General features: G+C 68.3%; 23 protein-coding genes. 12 read left to right on the top strand and 11 right to left on the bottom strand.

All coding sequences use genetic code 11. The features are described 5' to 3' along the window. Positions 1-29: 29 nt before the first annotated feature. The 4 genes from relB to FHR33_RS04050 all read right to left on the bottom strand — a co-directional run bounded on the left by relB (position 30) and on the right by FHR33_RS04050 (position 4,358). Complete coding sequence (gene relB / locus FHR33_RS04065; protein WP_183643676.1) at positions 30-1,559, bottom strand: type II toxin-antitoxin system RelB family anti-toxin; 1,530 nt, start codon at positions 1,557-1,559, stop codon at positions 30-32. A gap of 50 nt (positions 1,560-1,609) precedes the next feature. Next, positions 1,610-3,283, bottom strand: coding sequence for an enoyl-CoA hydratase-related protein (locus FHR33_RS04060; RefSeq protein WP_183643674.1), 1,674 nt, complete (start codon positions 3,281-3,283; stop codon positions 1,610-1,612). Between the two features lie 345 nt (positions 3,284-3,628). Beyond that, positions 3,629-3,874 (bottom strand): hypothetical protein, encoded by a 246-nt coding sequence (locus FHR33_RS04055; RefSeq protein ID WP_183643671.1) that lies wholly within the window; start codon positions 3,872-3,874, stop codon positions 3,629-3,631. Between the two features lie 19 nt (positions 3,875-3,893). Then, positions 3,894-4,358, bottom strand: coding sequence for a hypothetical protein (locus tag FHR33_RS04050; RefSeq protein WP_183643668.1), 465 nt, complete (start codon positions 4,356-4,358; stop codon positions 3,894-3,896). A gap of 188 nt (positions 4,359-4,546) precedes the next feature. On the opposite strand from FHR33_RS04050, the gene FHR33_RS04045 reads away from it, so the two are divergent. Then, positions 4,547-4,774, top strand: a complete 228-nt coding sequence (locus FHR33_RS04045) for a hypothetical protein (protein ID WP_183643665.1) — start codon at positions 4,547-4,549, stop codon at positions 4,772-4,774. Positions 4,775-4,850: 76 nt separating this feature from the next. Here the strand turns inward: FHR33_RS04045 and yczE are convergent, their stop codons facing one another. After that, positions 4,851-5,465 (bottom strand): membrane protein YczE, encoded by a 615-nt coding sequence (gene yczE, locus FHR33_RS04040; protein ID WP_183643662.1) that lies wholly within the window; start codon positions 5,463-5,465, stop codon positions 4,851-4,853. Positions 5,466-5,566: 101 nt separating this feature from the next. On the opposite strand from yczE, the gene yczR reads away from it, so the two are divergent. From yczR to FHR33_RS04020, 4 genes are all read left to right on the top strand, one after another. After that, positions 5,567-7,015, top strand: a complete 1,449-nt coding sequence (yczR, locus tag FHR33_RS04035) for a MocR-like transcription factor YczR (RefSeq protein WP_183643660.1) — start codon at positions 5,567-5,569, stop codon at positions 7,013-7,015. Between the two features lie 175 nt (positions 7,016-7,190). Continuing rightward, complete coding sequence (locus FHR33_RS04030) at positions 7,191-8,135, top strand: ABC transporter ATP-binding protein (protein ID WP_312895354.1); 945 nt, start codon at positions 7,191-7,193, stop codon at positions 8,133-8,135. A 14-nt stretch (positions 8,136-8,149) separates the two neighbouring features. Beyond that, a complete protein-coding gene (locus tag FHR33_RS04025; protein ID WP_312895353.1) occupies positions 8,150-8,893 on the top strand; it encodes an ABC transporter permease in 744 nt (247 codons plus the stop codon). A 2-nt stretch (positions 8,894-8,895) separates the two neighbouring features. Further along, the gene (locus FHR33_RS04020; protein ID WP_183643654.1) at positions 8,896-9,699 is read left to right on the top strand and encodes an ABC transporter permease; all 804 of its coding nucleotides are present in this window, start codon (positions 8,896-8,898) and stop codon (positions 9,697-9,699) included. On the opposite strand, the gene FHR33_RS04015 is transcribed toward FHR33_RS04020, so the two are convergent. Together FHR33_RS04015 and FHR33_RS04010 are read right to left on the bottom strand one after the other, a co-directional pair. Next, complete coding sequence (locus FHR33_RS04015; protein ID WP_183643651.1) at positions 9,678-9,995, bottom strand: DUF952 domain-containing protein; 318 nt, start codon at positions 9,993-9,995, stop codon at positions 9,678-9,680. The two genes, FHR33_RS04020 and FHR33_RS04015, sit on opposite strands and share 22 nt — an antisense overlap. A gap of 60 nt (positions 9,996-10,055) precedes the next feature. Continuing rightward, entirely contained in the window at positions 10,056-11,084 is a 1,029-nt protein-coding gene (locus FHR33_RS04010) for an aminotransferase class V-fold PLP-dependent enzyme (protein WP_183643649.1), read from the bottom strand. Positions 11,085-11,152: 68 nt separating this feature from the next. Here FHR33_RS04010 and FHR33_RS04005 point away from each other — a divergent pair, with 68 nt between their 5' ends. After that, positions 11,153-11,716, top strand: coding sequence for a GNAT family N-acetyltransferase (locus FHR33_RS04005; RefSeq protein WP_183643646.1), 564 nt, complete (start codon positions 11,153-11,155; stop codon positions 11,714-11,716). Here the strand turns inward: FHR33_RS04005 and FHR33_RS04000 are convergent. Together FHR33_RS04000 and FHR33_RS03995 are read right to left on the bottom strand one after the other, a co-directional pair. Continuing rightward, positions 11,700-12,359 (bottom strand): NAD(P)-dependent oxidoreductase, encoded by a 660-nt coding sequence (locus FHR33_RS04000; RefSeq protein WP_183643643.1) that lies wholly within the window; start codon positions 12,357-12,359, stop codon positions 11,700-11,702. The genes FHR33_RS04005 and FHR33_RS04000 overlap by 17 nt on opposite strands. A gap of 3 nt (positions 12,360-12,362) precedes the next feature. After that, entirely contained in the window at positions 12,363-13,586 is a 1,224-nt protein-coding gene (locus tag FHR33_RS03995; RefSeq protein WP_183643640.1) for an MFS transporter, read from the bottom strand. A gap of 79 nt (positions 13,587-13,665) precedes the next feature. Here FHR33_RS03995 and FHR33_RS03990 point away from each other — a divergent pair, with 79 nt between their 5' ends. Next, positions 13,666-14,550, top strand: a complete 885-nt coding sequence (locus FHR33_RS03990; protein WP_183643637.1) for a LysR family transcriptional regulator — start codon at positions 13,666-13,668, stop codon at positions 14,548-14,550. 36 nt (positions 14,551-14,586) lie between these two features. On the opposite strand, the gene FHR33_RS03985 is transcribed toward FHR33_RS03990, so the two are convergent. Next, positions 14,587-15,330: an SDR family oxidoreductase gene (locus tag FHR33_RS03985; protein WP_183643633.1), complete on the bottom strand. Its 744-nt coding sequence runs from the start codon at positions 15,328-15,330 to the stop codon at positions 14,587-14,589. A gap of 81 nt (positions 15,331-15,411) precedes the next feature. Here FHR33_RS03985 and FHR33_RS03980 point away from each other — a divergent pair, with 81 nt between their 5' ends. Then, the gene (locus tag FHR33_RS03980) at positions 15,412-15,903 is read left to right on the top strand and encodes an RrF2 family transcriptional regulator (protein ID WP_183643630.1); all 492 of its coding nucleotides are present in this window, start codon (positions 15,412-15,414) and stop codon (positions 15,901-15,903) included. Between the two features lie 315 nt (positions 15,904-16,218). Here the strand turns inward: FHR33_RS03980 and FHR33_RS03975 are convergent, their stop codons facing one another. Next, positions 16,219-16,794 carry a DoxX family protein gene (locus tag FHR33_RS03975; RefSeq protein ID WP_183643627.1) on the bottom strand — a complete coding sequence of 192 codons (576 nt, stop codon included), beginning with the start codon at positions 16,792-16,794 and terminating at the stop codon, positions 16,219-16,221. A gap of 939 nt (positions 16,795-17,733) precedes the next feature. Here FHR33_RS03975 and FHR33_RS03970 point away from each other — a divergent pair. The 4 genes from FHR33_RS03970 (at position 17,734) to FHR33_RS03960 (ending at position 21,615) form a co-directional block, all read left to right on the top strand. Beyond that, positions 17,734-18,306, top strand: coding sequence for a C39 family peptidase (locus tag FHR33_RS03970; protein WP_183643624.1), 573 nt, complete (start codon positions 17,734-17,736; stop codon positions 18,304-18,306). 549 nt (positions 18,307-18,855) lie between these two features. Beyond that, the gene (locus FHR33_RS53160; RefSeq protein WP_350656116.1) at positions 18,856-19,110 is read left to right on the top strand and encodes a transposase family protein; all 255 of its coding nucleotides are present in this window, start codon (positions 18,856-18,858) and stop codon (positions 19,108-19,110) included. An 82-nt stretch (positions 19,111-19,192) separates the two neighbouring features. Beyond that, entirely contained in the window at positions 19,193-20,734 is a 1,542-nt protein-coding gene (locus FHR33_RS03965; protein WP_246451652.1) for a serine hydrolase domain-containing protein, read from the top strand. Between the two features lie 95 nt (positions 20,735-20,829). Next, positions 20,830-21,615 (top strand): MerR family transcriptional regulator, encoded by a 786-nt coding sequence (locus FHR33_RS03960; protein ID WP_183643622.1) that lies wholly within the window; start codon positions 20,830-20,832, stop codon positions 21,613-21,615. The last annotated feature ends 15 nt before the right edge of the window (positions 21,616-21,630 follow it).

Here is a 21,630-nt window from a genome sequence, read left to right as displayed (position 1 = left end):
CCCTCACAGACAAGGCGGGGGACAGGACCCTAGATGTCGCGGAAGATCTCGATCCGCGCACCCAGCGCCGTCAACCGCTCCGCCAGATCCTCATAACCCCGATTGATCACATACACATTCCGCAGCACCGACGTGCCCTCCGCCGCCATCATCGCCAGCAGCACCACCACCGCGGGACGCAACGCCGGCGGACACATCATCTCCGCCGACCGCCACCGCGTCGGCCCCTCCACCAGCACCCGATGCGGATCCAGCAACTTCACCGACGCACCCAGCCGCGTCAGCTCCGTCAGATAGATCGCCCGATTGTCGTAGACCCAGTCATGAATCAGCGTCGAGCCCTGCGCCGTCGCCGCGATCGCCGCGAAGAACGGCACATTGTCGATGTTCAGCCCGGGGAACGGCATCGGATGAATCTTGTCGGTGGGGGAGACGAGCTTCGAAGGCCGCACCGTCAGATCCACCAGACGCGTACGACCGTTCGCCGCCCGATACTCCACCCCCCGATCATGATCCAGCCCCATCTCCTCGAGCACCGCCAGCTCGATCTCCAGGAACTCGATCGGCACCCTGCAGATCGTCAGCTCCGACGACGTCACCACCGCCGCCGCCAGCAGACTCATCGCCTCCACCGGATCCTCGGAGGGGGAGTAGTCGACATCCGCCTCGATCTGCGGCACCCCGTGCACCGTCAGCGTCGTCGTACCGACACCCTCCACCTTCACACCCAGCTCCTCCAGGAAGAAGCACAGGTCCTGCACCATGTAGTTCGACGACGCGTTACGGATCACCGACACCCCGTCATGACGCGCCGCCGCCAGCAGCGCGTTCTCCGTCACCGTGTCGCCCCGCTCGGTCAACACGATCGGCCTGGTGGGGGAGACCGACGCGTCCACCTTCGCGTGATACATCCCGCCCGTCGCCGTCAGCTCCAGACCGAAATGCTTCAACGCGCTCATGTGCGGCTGCACCGTCCGCGTCCCCAGATCGCACCCGCCCGCGTACGGAATCTCGAACTGCTCCGCCCGATGCATCAACGGCCCCAGGAACATGATCACACTCCTGGTACGGCGAGCCGCCTCGGTGTCCATCGACCCCAGATCCAGCCGCGCCGGAGGAACGATCTCCAGATCGCTCCCGTCATTGATCCACCGCGCCCGCACCCCGATCGAGGCCAGCACCTCCAGAATCCGGTAGACCTCCTCGATCCGCGCCACCTTCCGCAGGATCGTCCGCCCCGAATTCAGCAACGACGCGCACAACAACGCCACACACGCGTTCTTGCTCGTCTTCACCTCGATGCTGCCCGACAACCGCCGGCCACCCACCACCCGAAGATGCATCGGCCCCGCATAACCCAGCGACACGATCTCGCTGTCCAACGCCTCACCGATCCGGGCAATCATCTCAAGACTGATGTTCTGATTGCCCTTCTCGATCCGGTTCACCGCGCTCTGACTCGTCGCCAAAGCCTCCGCCAGCTGAAGCTGCGTCCAACCCCGATGCTGCCGCGCATCCCGGATCAGCCTGCCGATCCGCACAAGATAGTCATCCACCATAACAGGCAAACATATCTCACATATGAGATGCGCACGCGACAAACGAGACCTCAGAGACCAGACGCCCCACGATGCGACGCAAGATGCGCCGGCGTCGCCACCGCCTTCGCCTTCCCCACAAACGCCCGCCGCGCCTCAGCGAACCCATGCCGATCATCGAACATGTCCCTGCTCATCTCCGCCAACTCCTCGATCCGATACGCCTCCAACGGCTTACGCCGCTCATCCTCCTCACGACGCTCCCGCTTCACCCGCACCAGCTCCTCATAGTCATCCCGCCCCGCCAACCGCTCGGCGTACTCCAGAACCTCCTGCTCGAACTCCTCCCTCGACCCCTTCAACAACCGATCAGCCAACCCCAGCGACACCGCCGACGCCGCCCCCAACGGCAACGCCTCACCCGTCAACGACTGCGCCACCTCCGCACCCACCCGCCGAGGCAGCACATACGTCCAGTACTCCGAACCGAACAACCCCATCGTCCGATAATGCGGATTCAGCACCCGCCCCTCACGCACCAGCACCCGATCCGCCCCGAGCGCCATCATCACCCCACCCGCGCCCGCGTTACCCCCCATCGACGCCACCACCAACTGCCCCGTACAGCCGATGATCTCCTTGCACACCCCGTTGATGGCATTGATGTTCATCCACGCCTCCATCTCCGGATGCCGCGCCGACTCGATCACATTCAGATGAATCCCGTTCGAGAACACCTCACCACCGCGAACCACCACCACCCGCGTGTCCTGCGCCACCGCGTACTGCAACGCCTCCACCAACCGCCGGCACTGATTCGTCGCCATCGCCCCGTTGTAGAAGTCGAAACTCACCACCCCCACCCGGCCCGCCCGCTGATACGTGATCTCCGAAAACCCCGGCTGACTACCCGGCGCCCGCCCCAGCCGCCGACGCAACACCGACACAGCCGGCAGCTTCACCCCGACCCGGTCCTCACGCCGCAACTGACCGACCCACACCGTCCCGTCACCGGTGTGCACCAACACCGCCCCACCCCGGCGAGCAGCCACCGACCCCGGCTGACCCACCAGCTCAGGACCCATCCGCGCGTCGAACACCCGCACCGGCATCCCGCACAGCAACGCCGCCGCACCCGGCGACCCGTCAGCCGCCCTGATCCGCCGCACCACCCGCTCCGACGACTCCGCCCACGAGAACTCCCGATCGGCCCGCACCATCGCAGGACGCAACCGGCCCCACACCTCAGGACGCCCGTAATCCAGCGGCACAGGCACGAACGAAGGATCAGCCGCCTTCTGCACCACCTCCACCACCAACTCCACCGCGGCGTCCGAGACCAGCCCGTTGTACAGCGAGCTCTTACGCATCGGCTCGGCCGGCAACGCGAACTCCCGCCACCCCCAGATCGGCCCCGCGTCCATCTCCTCGACCGCCTGCAACGCCGTCACGCCCCAGCGCCGCTCGCCCTCCAGGATCGCCCAGTCCAGCGAGGACGGGCCCCTGTCCCCACGCGGGCCGGGGTGGATGATGATCACCCGGTGCTCGCGCCACAGCCGCTCGGGGACCCTGTCCTTCAGGAAGGGGCAGATCACCAGGTCGGGCTTGGCCAGAGCCACCGCCTCGAGCATCACCTCCTCCGACAGCGCCAGTTCCACCGTCACCTCGTGGCCGGCCTCGCGAAGTTCGATCCAGGCGCGCTGGGTCAGGCCGTTGAACGCAGAGACAAGGAGCAGAATCCGCACGTGAGGTCATCCTTCAGAGCTGAGCTTCGACTGAACAAGTGATGCTGACATGACTCAGCAAAGCCAAGTGACTGAACAGCGCAATTTCCCGAATTTCCGGACATCTCCACCCGGACAGAGGGGAACAAAGGGGACATAGCTCCGGCTCGAGTGATCGCCGAAGGGGGAGAGGTGCGTCACAGGGAAACGGGGGTCGTCAGGTACGGCGGGCGGGACTCCGGCCTGGCCGTACGCGCGCGGGAGAGCGCCTGGGCGCGGTCCGTCTCGCGGCGCGCGTCAAGGGCGCTTCTGGCGCACGTTTCTTATACCAAACAGAATTCACCTTCTGTCCGGTTTAGCCTCGATTCATAGCTTTCGCACGAATCTCGTGGCGGCGCGATGACTCATTCCCGTCTCGCCGCGCACCAGGAAGACCGCGTCGGTGAACTGGCCGGAGGCCTTCAGCTCACGCGCCTGGTCGGTGATGTCGAGGGAGGGCAGGAGGCGGTTTCGGGGGCGCCGCGTCAGCCGTACGGCCAGGAAGATCAACCAGATGATCGCCGCTGTCACGAGAACGGTCAGGAGGACGAGGGAACCCAGACTCGTCGGCATGTGTCGATCGTAACGCCGATCACAGCGCTTGGACGAAGGTCTGTGCCTCGCCCTGGGTCATGCCGGTCTCGCCGATGACCAGATGCACGGCCTGCTGCTCGCGTCCGGCGGCCTTGAGCTCGCGGACTCTGGTGGCGAGGTCGGCCTGGTGCAGGCGTGGGGGTGGCTGTGGGAGGCGGGTCATGGCGGGGTGGTCGATGAGGCGGCGTCCTGCGCGCATGCCGTCGACGGCGGTTTTGGCGTCCTGGAGGCTGAGGCCGGTGTGCTGGCGCAGGATCTTGATGGCGAGGATGGTCTTGCCCTCGTTGACGAGAGCCTGTAGCTGGTGTTCGAGTTCGGCGGGCGTCGTGGGTGTGGTCATCGGATGTGGGGTGCGGCCTCGCGCGGCCTTGCCGGCGCTGATGGCGATGGCCGCGATGATGGCTGCGATGATGCCGACGATGGTGAGCAGCATGAGGATTTCGGGGACTCCGATGTTCGGCATGGCTTGATCGTAGCCCGATCTGGTTGCTCGATAATGAACATTATGTCAAGTAGATCTGATGTGCGGCGTGTCGGCTTGCTCCCCCGGATGTTGACCGATGTGTTTGACGGATCGTGGAAATACTGACCCGGAATGATTGAGTGCGCATAGTGTGGGTTATCCGGCGAGACTTCGGATAGGGAGCACACGTGGGGAACGACGCGATTTTGTGCCAGGTGTGCCAGGGGGTCCTGCCCGCTTCCGGCCGTGAGGCGTACACGCCTGCCAGGGGGCGGCTGATCGTCACCAACGGTTACTGCGAGGGCGGCTGCGCTGAGCGCGTCTCGCCGCGGCAGCGTTCGGTGGATGCGGTACGGCAGCAGCAGCCGTCGATGGCGGCTCCGCAGGCGCCTGCGGTGCGGGTGCTGACTTCTTAGACGTTGAGGTGTGGTGGCGCCCCTCCCCCGTGGTGTCGGAGGTGGCGCCGCTCCCCTGTGTCCGGCGGGGGCCGGCTCAGGGTGTGCTCGTGTAGGCGAATCTGGGCATGAAGAACTGGGTGATCGGCCCGACCGTGAGTGCGTACAGCACGGTGCCGGCGCCCACGCTGCCGCCGAGGAGCCAGCCGGTGGCGAGCACGGTTATCTCGATGAGGGTGCGGACCAGCCGGATGGAGCGTCCGGTCGCGGCGGAGGCGCCGGTCATGAGGCCGTCTCGGGGGCCTGGTCCGAGGCGGGCGCCGACGTAGATGGCGACGGACAGTCCGTTGAGGAGCACTCCCCCGGTCAGCAGAGCGATTCGTGCGGGCAGTTCGAGGTTTTCTGGGATGAGCGCGAGGCCGAGGTCGGCTGAGTAGGCCAGGACGATGATGTTGGCGGCGGTGCCGAGTGTGGGTCGCTGTTTGAGTGGGATCCACAGCAGCAGGACGAGTGCGCCCAGGACGGCGCTGATCGTGCCGAAGCTGAGGGTGGTGTGGTGGGTCAGGCCTTCGTGTAGAGCGCTCCAGGGGTTGAGGCCGAGTGAGGCTCTGACCAGGAGTGAGAGGCTGAGGCCGTACAGGGTGAGGCCGATGAGCAGTTGGGGAAGGCGTCGGAGGGGTCGTTCGCCAAGGGGGACGTAGGTGAGTTCCATGTGGTCGGCTCCGGGGTGTGGTGGTGGGCTCTTTCAGGCCAATGGGGGCGAGTCTGTAGGGTGATTGGCCTGGGTGACATGGCCAATTTCAGGAGAGTGGTATGGCCGCTGACCGGATGGTGGGCAGCCGGCGGCTCGCCGCGATGTTGCCGGACCTGGCGGGGGCGAGGCCCGCTTACCGGCATCTGGCTCAGGCGATCAGCGCGCTGATCCTGGACGGGCGGGTCGCGTTGCATGTCAGGCTTCCCGCTGAGCGGGAGCTGGCTGCGGCGTTGGACGTCAGCAGGGCGACCGTCACCGCGGTGTACGACCTGTTGCGTGAGAGTGGTTTCGCGCGGAGCCGTCAGGGTTCGGGGACGTGGACGGCGCTGCCCGAGGGTCGTGCGCCGAGTGGGGTGTCGCGGCTGCTGGGGTCGAGGGACAGCGCGATCGATCTGGCCAGGGCGGCTCCGGCGTTGCCGGGGGCGGTGCTTGCCGATGCGCTGGCGCAGGTCGGTCCTGAGTTGGTGGAGCAGGCGGGCTCCCCCGGTTATCACCCCTATGGCTTGCCGGAGTTGCGTGCGGCGGTCGCGGAGCGTTTCACGTTGCGGGGTCTGGCGACGGTGCCGGAGCAGATCTTGGTGACCTCTGGTGCTCAGCATGCGTTGACGCTGGTGTTGGGGCTGTTGTGTCGTGCGGGTGATCGGGTGGTGGTGGAGAGTCCGTCGTATCCGAACGCTTTGGAGGCGATGCGTCGGGCGCGGTTGCGTGCGGTGTCGGTGCCGGTGGGTGATGGCGGGTGGGATGTGGAGATCGTGGAGTCGACGTTGGGTCAGGTGGTGCCGCAGCTGGCCTATCTGATCCCTGATTTTCACAATCCGACTGGTTGTCTCATGCCGGAGGGTGAGCGGGGTCGGGTTCTGCGTGCGGCTCAGCGCTGTGGGGCGTGGTTGGTGGTGGATGAGACGTTGGCCGAGCTGGCGCTCGATGGTGCCGCGCCGTCGCCTTTCGCCTGTCATGCTCCGTCGGGTGGGAGTGGTCAGGTCATCACGATCGGGTCGATGAGCAAGACGCACTGGGGTGGTCTGCGTATCGGGTGGTTGCGGGCGCCGTCGCAGTTGGTGACGGAGCTGGCGGGTCAGCGGGTGGCCACGGACATGGGTGGTTCGGTGCTTGATCAGCTTTTGGCGTTGGTTCTGCTGGGGCGGGGCGGGGAGTTGTTGCCTTCGCGTCTGGAGCGGTTGCGGGAGCAGCGTGCCGCTCTGGTGGCGGCGTTGGGTGAGCATGTTCCGCAGTGGTCGTGGCGGGTGCCTGCGGGTGGGCTGTCGTTGTGGGTGGATCTGGGTGAGCCTGTGGCGTCGGCGTTGGCTGAGCGGGCGTTGGACTATGGGGTGCGGATCGAGGGTGGTGCGTACTTCGCGGCTGATCCTGGGGTGTTCGAGCAGCGGTTGCGTATTCCGTACACGGTGCCTGCGGATGTTCTGGGTGAGGCGGTGCGGCGGTTGGCCGCTGCGGTGGCCGATGGGGTTTCGCCGTCGTCGGCTTCTCGGCGGCCGCATTGGGTCGTGTGATCGGCGTTGTTCATGGCGGCGGGCCGGGTCGGGTCGGCTCGCGGGTTGATCGCTGGCCTGGGGCGGGCGACGGGCAGGTGGAGGCGCGCGGGGTGGTGCCACTCCCCCGCGCCGGCCGCTCCTCAGGGGCGGGCCGTGCTTTATTCACTTGCGGGTTTGTCGGTGGGGTTGGTTAGTGTTCGGCCTCGTGGCTGAACATCAACCTCTTATTCACGCGCGCGGGCTGGTCAAGCGCTTCGGTGAGTTCACTGCGGTGGACGGCATCGATCTCGACGTCGAGCCCGGTGAGGCGTTCGGGTTCCTGGGTCCCAACGGCGCGGGCAAGTCGTCGACGATGCGGATGATCTCGTGTGTGTCGATGCCGTCGGCCGGTGAGCTGCGGATCCTGGGGATGGATCCGGTGCGGGAGGGGCCGGCGATCAGGGCTCGGCTGGGGGTGTGCCCGCAGTTGGACAACCTTGATCCTGATCTGACGGTGCGGGAGAACCTGACGACGTATGCCAGGTACTTCGGGCTGTCGCGGGCGCAGGCGCGCGAGCGGGCCGAGGAGATGCTCGACTTCGCGCAGTTGCGTGACAAGGCCTCCTCGAAGGTGGAGCCGCTGTCGGGGGGTATGAAGCGGCGGCTGACGATCGCGAGGGCGATGGTGAACGAGCCGGATCTGGTGCTGCTGGACGAGCCGACGACGGGGCTCGATCCGCAGGCGCGGCACCTGCTGTGGGAGCGGTTGTTCCGGTTGAAGCAGCGTGGGGTGACGTTGGTGTTGACGACGCACTACATGGACGAGGCCGAGCAGTTGTGCGATCGGCTGGTGGTGATGGACGGGGGTCGGATCGTGGCTGAGGGTTCGCCTCGGTCGCTGATCGAGTCGTATGCCTCGCCCGAGGTGGTGGAGTTGCGGTTCGGTTCCGAGCCGTTGGAGGGGTTCGTGGAGCGGCTGTCGGGGGTGGGTGATCGGGTGGATGTGCTGCCTGATCGGATCCTGCTGTATGCCAAGGACGGCGACGACGCGGTGTCGGAGGTGCATCGCAGGGGGTTGGCGCCCTCGAGTGTGCTGGTGCGGCGGGCGTCGCTGGAGGATGTGTTCCTGCACCTGACCGGCCGGACGTTGGTGGACTGATGGCGCATCCCACGGTGGCGGTGCTGGAGCGGCACCTGACGTTGTACAAGCGGTTGTGGCGGGCGTCGTTGTTCTCGTCGTTTCTTCTGCCGTTGTTGTTCCTGGTGAGCATCGGGCTGGGGGTCGGCGGTTACGTGGGCACGGTGGAGGGCGTGTCGTACGTGGAGTGGATCGTGCCGGGGGTGCTGGCTTCGACGGCTTTCCAGATGGCGGTGGGTGAGTGCACCTACAGCGTGCTGGGTGAGTTCAAGTGGACGCGGGGCGCGCACGCGATGTTCGCGACGCGGGTGTCGGCGTGGGACATGGTGCGCGGCTGGATGCTGTACATCGTGTTCAGGGTCGAGGTCGCGGCGGTGGTGTTCCTGGCGGTGGTGGCGGCGTTCGGGGTGTTGGCCTCGCCGTGGGCGGCGGTGACGCTGGTGGTGGTGGGGCTGCTGGCGGTGGCTGTGGCGGCGCCGGTGTCGGCGTTCTCGGCCTCGATCGACCATGACAGTTATTTCGCGTTGCTGTTTCGGTTCGTGATGATCCCTTCGACGTTGTTCGCGGGGGTGTTCTTCCCTGTGGAGCAGTTGCCGGCGTTGGTGCGGCCGTTGGCGTACGCCTCGCCGCTGTGGCACGGGGTGGAGCTGTGCAGGGCGGCGACGTTGGGGGTGGCTCCCCCGTGGCCGGTGTGGGTGCATGGGGGGTATCTGCTGGCCTTCGGGGTGGCCGGGTTGTGGTGGGCGGCGTTCTCCTTCCGTAAGCGACTTCAGGACTGATCATGGTGACGTTGATGGTGGCCCGGCAGGTGTCGGTGGGCCGGGTGGGCGCGGTGGTCGGCCGCAATGTGGGTGCGTTGCGCAGTGGCGCTTCGTACTGGCTGGTGCTGGTGTCGGGGTTCTTCGAGCCGCTGCTGTACCTGTTGTCGATCGGGGTCGGTGTGGGGGCGCTGGTGGGGCGGATTCCGCTGGGTGATGGGCGGGTGGTGTCCTACGCGGTGTTCGTGGCTCCGGCGATGCTGGCGGCGTCGGCGATGAACGGGGCGTTGGCGGAGACGACGTTCAACTTCTTCTTCAAGATGAAGTACGCCAAGACGTTCGAGGCGATCTTGGCGACGCCGGTGCGGCCGATCGAGGTGGCGTTGGGTGAGCTGACGTGGGCGATGGTGCGCAGTTCGTTCTACACGGCGGCGTTCTTGCTGGTGATGGCGGTGATGGGGCTGGCTGAGCCGTGGTGGGCGTTGGCGGCCCTTCCTGCGACGATGCTGGTGGGGGTGGCGTTCGGGGCGGCGGGGATGGCGGTGTCGACGTTCTTGCGGGGGTGGCAGGACTTCGACCTGATGACGGCGGCGCAGTTCTCGTTGTTCCTGTTTTCGGGGACGTTCGCGCCGGTGGGGGGCTATCCCCCGGTGCTGGCGGCGGTGGTGCAGGTGACGCCGCTGTATCACGCGGTGGAGTTGGTGCGGGGGCTGGCGCTGGGCCGGGTGGAGTGGGCGTTGGCCGGGCACGCGCTGTATCTGGTGGTGTTGGCCGGGTTGGGGTTGTGGGTGGCCTCGCGGCGGATTCAGCGGGTGTTGTGTTCGTAGACGGCGCTCACTGAGCTGGTCGGCAGGGGTCCGTAGAGGTGGGGGAAGGCTTCGTGGGCTCCTTCGGGCACTTCGTAGCGGATGTCGAGGCCGGTGGGGTCGATCTCGAGGAGGAGCAGGGGTTCGGTGACGTCGGCGTAGAAGAGTTCGGTGACGGTGCGGGCCTGGGCGCGGGTGGCGCTGCAGTGGATGAAGCCTTCTTGTTCGAGTGTGCGGCCGCGGGTGGAGATGCGGTATTCGCCGGTGTGCTGGGCGGCTTCCCAGTCGGTGGCGTAGGCGATGTGCAGGACGGTCATGTGGGGTGCCTTCGTGGTCGGTCGGTGTCGGTCGGTGTCGGTGGGTCGGCGGGTGGAGTGTCAGGTGAGGGCTTGTAGGGCGAGGTCGACGTCGCTTTCGCTGGTGTAGAGGTGGAAGGAGACGCGTAGTTTGCCTGCCCGTACGGCGGCGCGCACGCCGGCGCGTTCGAGGTGGCGGCCCGTTTCGGCTCCGGTGCCGAGCGCGTCGGTGTCGAGGGAGACGATGGCGCTGTCGCCCGGCGGTAGTCCCGCTCCGGCGCGGAAGCGGTTGGCCAGGGCGAGGTTGTGGGCGTGGATGTCGGCGAGGTCGAGCTGGTTGAGCAGTTCGAGGGTGGGGGCGGCGGCGACGTAGGAGAACCAGGCCGGTGACAGGTCGAAGGCTCGGGCGCCGGGGCGGTGGGTGAGCGGCATGCCGTACATGCTGGTGCCGGAGTACCAGTTGGCGGCGGTGGGGCGCATGCGGGCGCGCAGGCGGGGTGACAGGTAGCCGAAGGCGGCGCCGCGTGGGCACATCAGCCATTTGTAGGCGGCGCAGGCCAGGGCGTCGAGGCCGTCGGTGGTGACGGGCAGCCAGCCGCAGGCTTGGCTGGCGTCGGCGATGACGAGGGTGTCGTGGGCGCGGGCGGCCTCGATGATGTCGGCGAGCGGGGCCTTGTGGCCGGTGGCCGACTGGACGAGGCTGAAGGCCACGGCGCTGGTGTGCGGGGTGATGGCTTCGGCGAGGCGGTCGGGTGCGGCGGTGTCGACGTGGGCGGCCATGGCCCAGGGGTAGACGTTGCTGGTGAACTCGATGTCGGGTACGAGCACGCGTGAGCCGGGTGGTAGGGCGGTGGCGATCTGGGAGAAGATCTGGGAGGCGGTGGAGCTGAGGGTGATGTCGTCGGCGGGCGCGCCGATGAGGGTGGCGAAGGCGGCGCGTGAGCGGGTGACGGTGTCGTCCCATGGCTGCCAGTCGGTGCTGCCGTGCCGCCATTGGGTGAGGGCGGTGTGCAGGTCGTCGAGGGCGGGGCGGGGTGGCAGGCCGTAGCTGGCGGTGTTGAGCCAGCCGGGGGCGGGTTCCCAGAGTTTTCTGGCCGCGTCGAGGTCCATGCAGGCAGCTTAGGCAGGCGGGGAAAAGGTGTCGCAGGGGCGGGGTGGGGGTTCCTACACTGCGTGTCGTGCTCAAGCCTTCGTTTCCGATTCTGACCGACCGTCTGCTTCTGCGTCCTTTCACCGTCGATGACCTGGAGGCCACGCACTCCTTCGAGCGGTTGCCCGAGGTGGCCAGGTTTCTGTACTGGGAGCCTCGGGATCTGGAGGCCTCCCGGGCCTTTCTCGACAAGCGCGTCACGCGGGTGGCGTTGCAGGAGGAGGGTGATGTGCTGGATCTGGGGGTCACCTTGCGGGAGACGGGGCGGCTGATCGGGCAGGTCCTGTTGATCTGGACCAGCCGTGAGCATCAGCAGGGCGAGATCGGTTATGTGCTGCATCCGGACTTCCACGGCAGGGGGTATGCGCCGGAGGCGTCGGTGGAGATGCTGCGGCTGGGTTTCGAGGAGTTGGGTCTGCACCGGATCGTGGGCCGTCTCGACGGGCGTAACGCCGCTTCGGCGCGGGTGCTGGAGAAGCTGGGGATGCGCAAGGAGGCGCATCTGGTGGAGAACGAGCGGGTCAAGGGCGAGTGGTGCGATGAGGTGATCTTCGCGATGCTGTCGCGGGAGTGGGTCAGTAGGCGACGGTGAACCTGGTGCGCCGGTGGCGGGGGTGTTCGGCCTCGTCGAGCAGCGCCACGGCCAGGTCCTCCATGGAGATGGCCGAGGTGCCGTCGGCGTCCAGGAGGAGTTCGTCGGCGCCGAGGCGGTAGGCGCCGGTGCGCGTGCCCGGCAGGAGTTGCGCGGCGGGGCTGAGGTAGGTCCAGTCGGCGTCGGAGGCGCGGCAGACCTGGAGTTGGGCGGCGCAGGCGAGCGCGATGGGGCGGTAGGCGGCGGGCAGGTGGGCGGGGTCGTCCAGCACCATGGTGGCGCCGGAGCCTGGCACGGTGAGAGTGGCGGCGCCGCCGACGAGCAGGATTCTGGTGGCGGCGTGGTGTGCGGCGCTCAGGAGGGTCTGGGTGGCGGTGACGAGGTCGGCTTCGTGTCCTGGGGCGGGGCGGACGGCGGTGATGACGAGGTCGTGGCCGGCGATGAGGCGGGCGGCGTCGGCGGGGTCGCTCGCGTCGCCGACGCCGAGGGTGGCGGCGGCGGTGTCGGGGTGTGCGGCGGCGGTGGGGGCCGGCTGGCGGGAGGGGTCGCGGACGACGGCGGTGACGTGGTGGCCGCGGGAGAGTGCCTCGGTCACGACGCGGCTGCCGACGGCTCCTGCTGCTCCGAAGACGGTGATGCGCATGGGTTACCTGCCTGCAGGGATGAGGGGGCGGGTGGCGGCGGCGGCGGGGGTGGCGGGGGTGCGGGTGGTGAGGCGTTCGAGCGTCCACAGGGCGAGGGTGCCTGCCGAGAGGGTGGCGCCGAGGATGACCACGCCGTTCCAGCCGTGGGCGACCCAGACCAGTGAGGTGAGGGCCGAGCCGATGGCGCCGCCGATGAAGTAGGAGGTCATGTAGGCGGAGTTGATGCGGTTGCGGGCTTCGGGGCGTAGGGCGTAGATGACGTTCTGGTTGCTGTTGAGGACCGCTTGCTGGGCCAGGTCGAGGATGATGACGCCGACCAGGAGCCAGATGAGGGAGCGGGCGCCGGCGGCCAGGGGCAGCCAGGAGGCGAGCATGAGCATGGTGCCGGCGGCGGTGACGGCCTGGACGTGGCCCCGGTCGGCCAGGCGTCCTGCGATGGTGGCGGTGAGTGCGCCGGCGGCGCCGACGAGGCCGAACAGTCCGATGCTGGATTCGCTCCAGCCGTAGGGCTGCTGGACCAGCAGGAAGGTCAGGGCGGTCCACAGGACGCTGAAGGAGCCGAGGGCCAGGGCGCCGATGCCGGCGCGCCAGCGTAGGACGGGCTCCTCGCGCAGCAGGGTGAAGATCGAGCGGAGCAGGGCGGGGTAGCTGAGGCCGGCGCGGGTGTGCAGGCGGGGCAGGTAGATACGTAGCAGGACGGCCATGAGGAGCATGAGGCCGGCGTTGACCCAGTAGACGGTCCGCCAGCCGCCGAGTTCGGACAGGGCGCCGGAGGCGGTGCGGGCCAGGAGCAGGCCGAGCAGCAGGCCGGTCATGACGGTGCCGACGACTTTGCCGCGTTCGGCGGGGTCGGCGAGTGTGGCGGCGAAGGGCACGATGACCTGGGCGGCGACGGAGGTCAGTGCGGTCAGTACGGTGCCTGCCAGCAGGATGGGGCCGGTGGCGGCGGTGGCGGAGACGAGCAGGAACAGCGCGGTCAGGGCGTAGAGGATGACGGCCAGGCGGCGTCGTTCGACCAGGTCGCCGAGGGGCACCAGGAGGATCAGTCCGAGGGCGTAGCCGCCTTGGGCGGCGGTGACCAGGAGGGCGGCGGCGCCTGTGGTGAGCGCGAGTTCTCTGCTGATGAGGTCGAGCAGGGGTTGGGCGAAGTAGTTGCCCGCGACGGCGAGGCCGGTGGCTGTTGACATGAGCAACAGCAGTCCGCGGGAGAGTGTCCGGTTCGTCATGGTCCTAGCGTGGCGGACCATGGATCGATGAGTCCAACACATGTTTGTCATGTGAACGATCGTGGTTCACGATTGATGGATGGAACTCCAGCAGATGCGGTACGTGGTGGCGGTCGCCGAGACGAGCAACTTCACCAGGGCGGCCGAGCGGTGCATGGTGGTGCAGTCGGCGCTCAGCCACCAGATCGCCAGGCTGGAGCGCGAGCTGGGCGCCAGGCTGTTCGAACGCACCAGCAGGCGGGTGCGGCTGACACCCGAGGGTGAGGCGTTCCTGCCCGCGGCGCGCCAGGCGCTGGAGGCGGCCGAGCGGGCGCGGGCGGAGGTGGCGGCGGCCGCGGGCGAGATCCGCGGCCGGCTGGCGCTGGGGGCGATCCCGACGGTGGCCGCCGTCGACCTGCCGCGGGCGTTGAAGGACTTCCACGCCCGTCACCCGCAGGTGAAGGTGACGCTGCGGGTGGGCGCCAGCGAGGAGCTGACCGAGCGGGTACGGCAGGGCGACATGGACGTGGCCTTCCTCGGCCTGCCGCTGGGGATGTCGCCCAAGGGGGTGCGCAGCCGCGAGCTGGCCAGGGGGGAGCTGGTGGCGGTGGTGCCTGCGGGGCATCAGCTGGCGGACGAGGTGGGGGTGGACCTGCGCAGGTTGGCGCAGGAGGTGTTCGTCGACTTCCCCGAGGGGACGGCGGGGCGTGCGCAGTCCGATGAGGCGTTCGCGGCGGCCGGGTTGACGAGAGAGGTGGCCTTCGAGGTGACGGCCGCCGACTTCATGGCGCGGCTGATCCGTCAGGGGCTGGGCATCGCGATGCTGCCCGCGGCGTTCGTCGGTGAGACGACGGAGCTGCGGATGCTGCGGGTCATGGACGCGCCCGCGCGGATGGAGCATCTGATCTGGAGCCTGCACCGCCCCTCCCCCGCCGCCGCGGCCTTCCTGGCCGGTCTGACCGGGGGCCGGCCCGAGACGGGCTGACGGCTGAGGCTCGACGAGGTCGTCTCGTCCGGCGCTCTATCGCTGTTGCGCGAGCCACTGGTCGAAGGTGGTCGGCGTGATGCGGGCGCCCTCGCCGGGCAGCAGCACGTTGCCTGCCATCTCCGGGCCGAACGTCGTCGACCACGTCGGCACGAGTCTCACCGTACGGCCGAGCGCCTGGTGGGTGCGCCGGGCCATGTCCACCAGGTCCTGTGGTTCGGGCCCTGCGATGTCGGCGTGACGCCCCCGGGGCTCCCCCACCGCGACCTCGGCCAGGACCTCGGCCACGTCCGCGGGCGCGATCGGCTGCACCAGCAGTGGTGCGATGGTGGCGACGCCGTCCTGCTCGCTCCAGCCGGCCACCATCGCGGCGAAGTCGTGGAACTGCGTGGCCGGGACGATCGTCCACGGCACCGGTCCCGCGCTCACGAGGCGCTCCTGCTCCCGCTTGCCCGCGTAGTGCGCGTTGCCCTCGATGCGGTCGACCCCGGCGATGGAGAGCAGCACGTGGTGCCGGACTCCGGCCCGCTCCTCGGCGGCGAGCAGGTTGCGCGTGGTGGTGCCGAAGTAGGCCACCGTCTCCTGTCGGTCGGTCGCGGGCCCGTTGGTGGCGTCGACGACGGCCTCGACGCCTGTCAGTGCGTCCTCGAGTCCTGCGCCGGTCGACAGGTCCACTCCGAGCGAGCGGCTGATGCGCGTGACGTGGTGACCGTCCCTTTCCAGGGCGGCGACGGTGAGGGCTCCGATGTTCCCGGTCGCGCCGGCGACGGCGATCCGCATGACGTTCTCCCTTGTCTCGTTACGGCAAGGAGGCTATCAAGGACTAAAAAGGTCCGCAATGTCTGCGATAGACTCGGGGCCGTGAAGCTGCCTGTGAGCACGGAATGGGTCCTGCACTGCGCCACGTCGCTGGCACAGCTCGATCCGGGAGCCACTGCGTCGACGACACAGCTCGCGCAGTACTACGACCTTCCGGCGCCCTATCTGGCCAAGCAGCTGCAGGCGCTCGTCCGGGCCGGCCTGCTGGCCGCCACCACCGGGCCGCGGGGCGGATTCCGGCTCGCGCGCTCCGCCTCCGAGATCACGCTCCTGCAGATCGTCGAGGCCGTCGCCGGCACGTCCTCACCGTATGAGTGCCGCGAGATCCGCCAGCAGGGACGGGGAGCGCTGCCGGCCGAGGAGTGCCGACGCACCTGCGTCCTGGCCGAGAAGATGGCCGAAGCCCACCAGGCGTGGCGCAGCAGCCTGGCCGGGGTGACCCTCGCCGACATCCTGGCCACACTGCCCCCGTCCGCGCCGCCCCGCACCCGGCAGCGCCTGACGGGAACGACGTGGAGCGCAGCGCCTGGATGATGGCGTTTGCGGCCGGGGTGGAGGTCCTGGGTGGTCGGCGAAGGCGTCGGAGGGGCGAGCTCAACCAGGCGGCGCAGGACGTGGTGGAGTCGCCCGTCACCCTTGGCGCCCGTCTGGCCGTCCGGCCGTATGTCGTACGGTCGTGAGGGGGCCGGGAAGTGCCAGGTCCTCTCGGACGATCGGTGCAATGCTGTGGGGAGACGCACGGCCGCCCGCCGCGGGTGTCGCCACCACGCCGGTCGTGCGGAAGATCGCCGTCTGCACATGCGCCTCGGGCGTACGGCAGTGGGGCCGTCGGCGTGCGAAACGACGTGATCAGAATTGGACGTTGGTCATCGTGTACCACGTCGGTACGAATACCAGCAGGGTCAGTGCGCCGAGGACCGCGAACGACTTGAGTGCGCGTGAGGTGGTGAGGATCGCGGGTGCGATGGGCCTCAGCTTCCATCGTCCGACCGCGATGAACGCCGCGACGCCTCCCAGCAAGAGATTCGCGGGCACCAGTGCGTATTCGCCGCGCATGATATGGAAGACAGCCGCGAGGATCATCGTCAGCGTCAGGCCGACGGCGGCGAGCGGCGTCAGCTTCGGTCTGACTCCCGTCATCGCCGGCAGGATCATGCCGACGCCGCCGAGTACCTCACAGATCCCGATGAAGACGATCAGGGGCTGCGGCACCGCGGCGTACCAGGCCACGGCCCGGGGCGCTGCCGCATACAGAGCTCCGTCGTACAACAGCACCTTGCCGAAACCGCTGCCGGCGAAGAAGAAGCCGAACAACACCTGAAGGGACCAGAGCGCGCCGTTGAGCGTGAACCTCTTTCCGCGCGCCTTGGGCTGCTGCTCCATGTCCTTAACGCCGAGTACGTTGTCGCCGAGGTGACGGTTCATGTCCTGCCACTACCTTTCTCATCGGGTTGGCCGAGGAGTTCGCGGGTTCTGTTCGTTGCTTCGTCAGCACGTGGTGGTCGGTACGTGGTGACAGGACTCATCTGACCACCCAGCGCGGTCCTGCGCGCCGTCCGTGGGACACGGTGGGACACGCAAGACGCGGTCTAGCTGCGGAAACAAGAATCTGTACCGTGACGGTGGGCTGGGACGGTGCGGGCGGTACGGGTATCGAGCGTCCAAGACGGGTGCCCGCGAGGCCTGTGTTCACGGCGTCCACACCGTGGTGACCCTGATTCGTGACCTGCACCGTTGATGGGGAAAAGCCGCTGGTTCGGGCCGCGTAACACGATTCTCACCGCCGGACCGGGTCGGCCCACTGCCTGGCCACGCTGATTGACACCATCAAGGCCGGCTTCCGGACCACCAGGCCGTCGCCGCCGACTGGCGGCACGCCGCCCGCATCGCCGGGTTTCCTCACGTGCCGTCGCCCACCGCGGCGCACGACGAAACCTTGACCGACGCCGCCGGCACGAGCGACGCCGAAGCGATCCCGCACGGCCTGCCGTGCGGGATCAACGTTCAGCTGACTTGCCGCTGGTCGAGGCCAGGCAGCCGAGTGTCATTGCTGTGGGCGGCCCGAAGGTTCGAAGCGGGCTCTGATCAAGAGGCCGACCTTTGCGTTTGCCGGAAAGTGCAACTGACTTGCGCGCGAGGGTCAGACAAGACGGTAAAGCGGATCATGTAAAGTCCGGCCAAGATCGTTCACAACTGTCCCGACTCCCCCGGAGATCTCCCCCCGTGAAGAAGCTTTCAGCATGTACCGCACTGAGTGCCGTCCTGGTCTCAGCCTTCGTCGCCCTCCAGCCAGGCAGCGCGCAGGCCACCCCAGCCGCCGTCAGTACCCAGCTCCGGGCGAGCAGTGCCATCGCGCAAGCGACCTTGCCCGCCGGGTCCACGTCGCCTACCCGGGCCAAACTCCCGATCAAGGGGGTCTTCCAGGCCACGGACTACTGGTGCGCCCCGGCAGCGGCTGAGATCTCTCTCCGCACGCTCGGCATCAAGGTCGGCCAGGCCACCTTGGCCAAGAAGATGCGCACCACCAAGGACGGCACGTCCGCCGAGGACATGCTGCGGGTGCTGAACGCATATTCCAAGAAGACCAGATACGCCTATGCGCCCGCATGGGACGTGTACAACGCCAAGCGTCTGGGCGAGCGGATCGCCTACAGCGTCGGCGTTCTCCGCAGGGCCGTTCCGGTCCAGCTCTTCATCGACCGGCTCCCCTGGTACAGGGGCGTCGACTTCGGCGCGACGGACGTCGGTCACTTCGTCGTCGCCTACGGCTACGACAAGGAAGCGAAGACCATCCTCGTCTGGGATCCCAATCCCTTCGCCGGTGGAGGCGGCAAGTACGTCATCACCATGGCCCAGCTCGCCAAGGCCACCGAGTCGACCGAGAGAAACGAGTCTGGTCACCGCTACTGGGGCATGCTCCAGCCCGTCAGAAAGTGAGAGTGCGGCAGATCTGGTCCTGATCTCACTCTGAGCTTCGCGTGAGCGAAATCCCCGGCCCCTGTGGGCGGGCCCGGAGGATCGCGCAGATGGGCTCACACGCTCGACTTCGGCGGCCGGCGTCGTCTGGCGTTGGGGGAAGGCTCACCCCCAGCTTGCGCGGAACCGCGGGACCATAAGAGGTCGCGCGGATAGGTCACAGGCGCCGGGCGGGCCGCGTACCCCGCCGGTGGGCCGCTCATGCCTTGCGGATCAGGCGCGGGATCACGATGACCGCATGGGCGAGCGCTACCCACGCGGCCTGCACCACCGCACTGCGATCCGTGACGATCGCCGCGGAGTGTCCTCGTCGCTACGGCACAAGCCGCGCACGAAGCAGCAGACATGTCGCCGATGTCGCCGGAGCTGACGGCAGCATGATCCCTGATGTCACTCCGCTGCTTCGCACCCAGCTCTTGCCCCTGTCACGCCCGGCCGACCCGGCGCCGTCGGACGAGATGCTGCCTCCCCCTACTCTCGCCGATCCGGGGCCTGCGGCGCGATTGATCGTTGGTCGAGGCCGCTTGTCCACGGTGTGGATCGCTCTCCGCCCGGATGAGCAGCCGGTATCGCCGAGCCATACGGATTCGGCCGTACGGTGGGCGGCTGGTTGGGATCGAGTGGGCGGCGCGCGGTTTCTTCGGCAGTGAGCCCGTGCCGGCGACCCGCTGGCGCCTCCAACGGAAGCGTCGATCCGCGCCTCGTCGGCCAGGCCGGCTCCCGAAGCTGCCCCCACTCCCAAGATGTGAGCTAGATCACCGTTGAGGTTGACCTCGGGTCAGGGTGGAAGCTCGGCGCAGCGGCACGAAGCCGACAGGACACAACAGATTCGACGGAGTGAACCACCATGTCCATCACCCTTTCCGACCAGGACAAGAGCACCCTGCGGACCGCCGCGTACGGCGCCGTGTCGTTGATGGCCGCCGCCACCGGCTCACCCCACAAAGCCGCCACGAATGCCACCATCGCCCTGACCTCGGCGACAGGGCTGGTCGGGCACGTGCTCGCCGCGAAGGCCAAGGACATCGACCTGGAGGGCAAGACCGTCGCCGCACTCGCCGACCGGGTACTGCCGGCCCTGACCGCAGCCATGAAGCTGCTCGGCAAGCAGGCTCCGGCAGAAGCCGACAACTTCCGCAGCACCATCCTCCTCGCCGTCGAATCCGCCCAGGTCCACCTGGACAAGCCCAGCACCACGGCCGAGATGGCCCGCAAGATCACCGCCGCCCTCGACGCCGGCGGGGTGGCCGGGGTGGCCGCTGTGGACGGCGCGGCTGCTGCCGGGCGGGGTCGCCCGGAGTTGCAGAAGGCGATCGAGGAGATCGTCGATTCCGGCTTCGTCGGGGTGTCGGTGCGCGTGCACGATGAGCGGGGCGAGTGGGTCGGCAGCGCCGGGACGGCCGAGCTGGGTGGGTCCGCGAAGCCGCCGACGAACGGGCATGTCCGGATCGGCAGCAACACCAAGACCTTCATCGCGACCCTGGTGCTGCAACTGGTGGCTGAGGGCAAGGTCGGGCTGGACACTCCGGCGGCGGACTACCTGCCCGAGTTCGGGCTGGACGAGCGGATCACGGTGCGGATGCTGCTGCAGCACACCAGCGGGGTGTTCAACTTCAGCGGCGAGGTCTACGACGACGGGACGGTCGCGCAGGGGATCGCCATCCCCTACGGCACGACGGGCAAAGAGTGGATGGACAACCGGTTCACGACCTACCGGCCGCAGGAGCTGGTGGAGCTGGCGTTGTCCAAGCCGGCGCGGTTCGAGCCGGGGATGGGCTGGAGCTATTCCAACACCAACTACGTGCTGGCCAGGCTGCTGATCGAGAAGGTCACCGGCCGTTCGGTCGCCGAGGAGATGCGGCGGCTGATCCTGGGGCCGCTGGCCCTGTCGGGCACGGTGGTGCCCGACGGTCCGGAGATCCCCGGCCCGTACGCCCACGCCTACTACCGCTACGAGGACGCCGGCGAGCAGAAGACGGCCGACATCACCCGCCAGAACCCCTCCTGGATCTCCAGCGGCGGCGACATGATCTCGACCACCCAGGACCTCCACACGTTCATCTCCGCGCTGCTGGGCGGCAAGCTCCTGCCGTCCCCGCTGCTGGCCGAGATGTGCACCCCGCACCCGACGGGCATCCCGGACATGGACTACGGCCTGGGAGTGTTCGTGGTGAACACCGACGGCGGCGGCACCGTCATCTGCCACAACGGCGCCGCGGTGGGCCACGCGGCGCTGATGTACAGCACACCCGACGGCAGCAAGACCCTGATCGCCGCGCTGAACTGCGTGGACGACGCGGAGCTGTCCATCGCGGCGGCGTTCCAGAACGCCCGACAAAGGCTCGTCAACGAGGTGTTCTGCGGTGCTCCGGCTCGGCCGAAGGACTGAGCACCTGTGACCCGTACGCCTCGAGGGGCGAGCCCTTCCGGTCGTGCGGCGGTGGTGTGTAGTCGCCGAGCTCGAGCGCAAGGCAGGCTGAGCAGATGAGAAACGGAGTCACGATCGGGCAGGCGGCGGCATTCGTCGGCGTCACGGTGAAGACGGTGCGGCATTACCACAAGCTCGGCCTGGTCGAGGAGCCGGAACGCGACAGCTCCGGCTACCGACGCTACGGGTCGGCCGACCTGTTGCGGCTGGTGCAGATCCGGACGCTGGCCGCCGCCGGGGTGCCGCTGGCCGAGATCGGACCCCTGCTCGACGCCGACGCCGCGCTGTTCGCCGCCGCGCTCGCCGACGTCGAGCGGCAGCTCACCGAACGGATCGAGGAGTTGACCGCGCGGCGTGACACGCTGCATCGGCTCGCCGATGGTGACCGGGCTCTGCTGCCCGACCGCGCTGTGGCGCTGCTGGAGCGGATGCCCGGCCTCGGGTTCCCCGCCGACGAGGTGGCGGCCACCAGGGAAGGCTGGGTGCTGGCCAAGGCCCTGGTCCCTGAAGGCTTCGACGACTACCTCACCCATTTCGAGCACGCCCTCGAAGACACCGCGCTCGTCGCCTTGGCCAGGCGTGCGGCCGAAGCCGCGACCTGGGAACCGGACGACCCCCGCATCGCCGAGCTCGCCACCGCCGCGGCCGACCACTACCTCGCCGACTCCGCACTGCTGAAGACCGTGACCGGCATGCAAGCCCGCACCGAGGCCGCGACCCGGTACAGGCTGATCGCCCACCACGGCGAAGAGCAGACGCCGGCCGCGGCGCGGCTGGCCGCGCTTTTCGAGGCCAGGCTCCGCGCCGCCGGCATCCCTATCCCCAGACCGGACTCCCACTGACCGCGCCGCTTTTCA

Source organism: Nonomuraea dietziae (genome assembly GCF_014195505.1).
Classification (GTDB): domain Bacteria; phylum Actinomycetota; class Actinomycetes; order Streptosporangiales; family Streptosporangiaceae; genus Nonomuraea; species Nonomuraea roseola.
The sequence above is the reverse complement of the archived record's forward strand: the minus strand, read 5'-3'. Positions and strand labels throughout refer to the sequence as shown.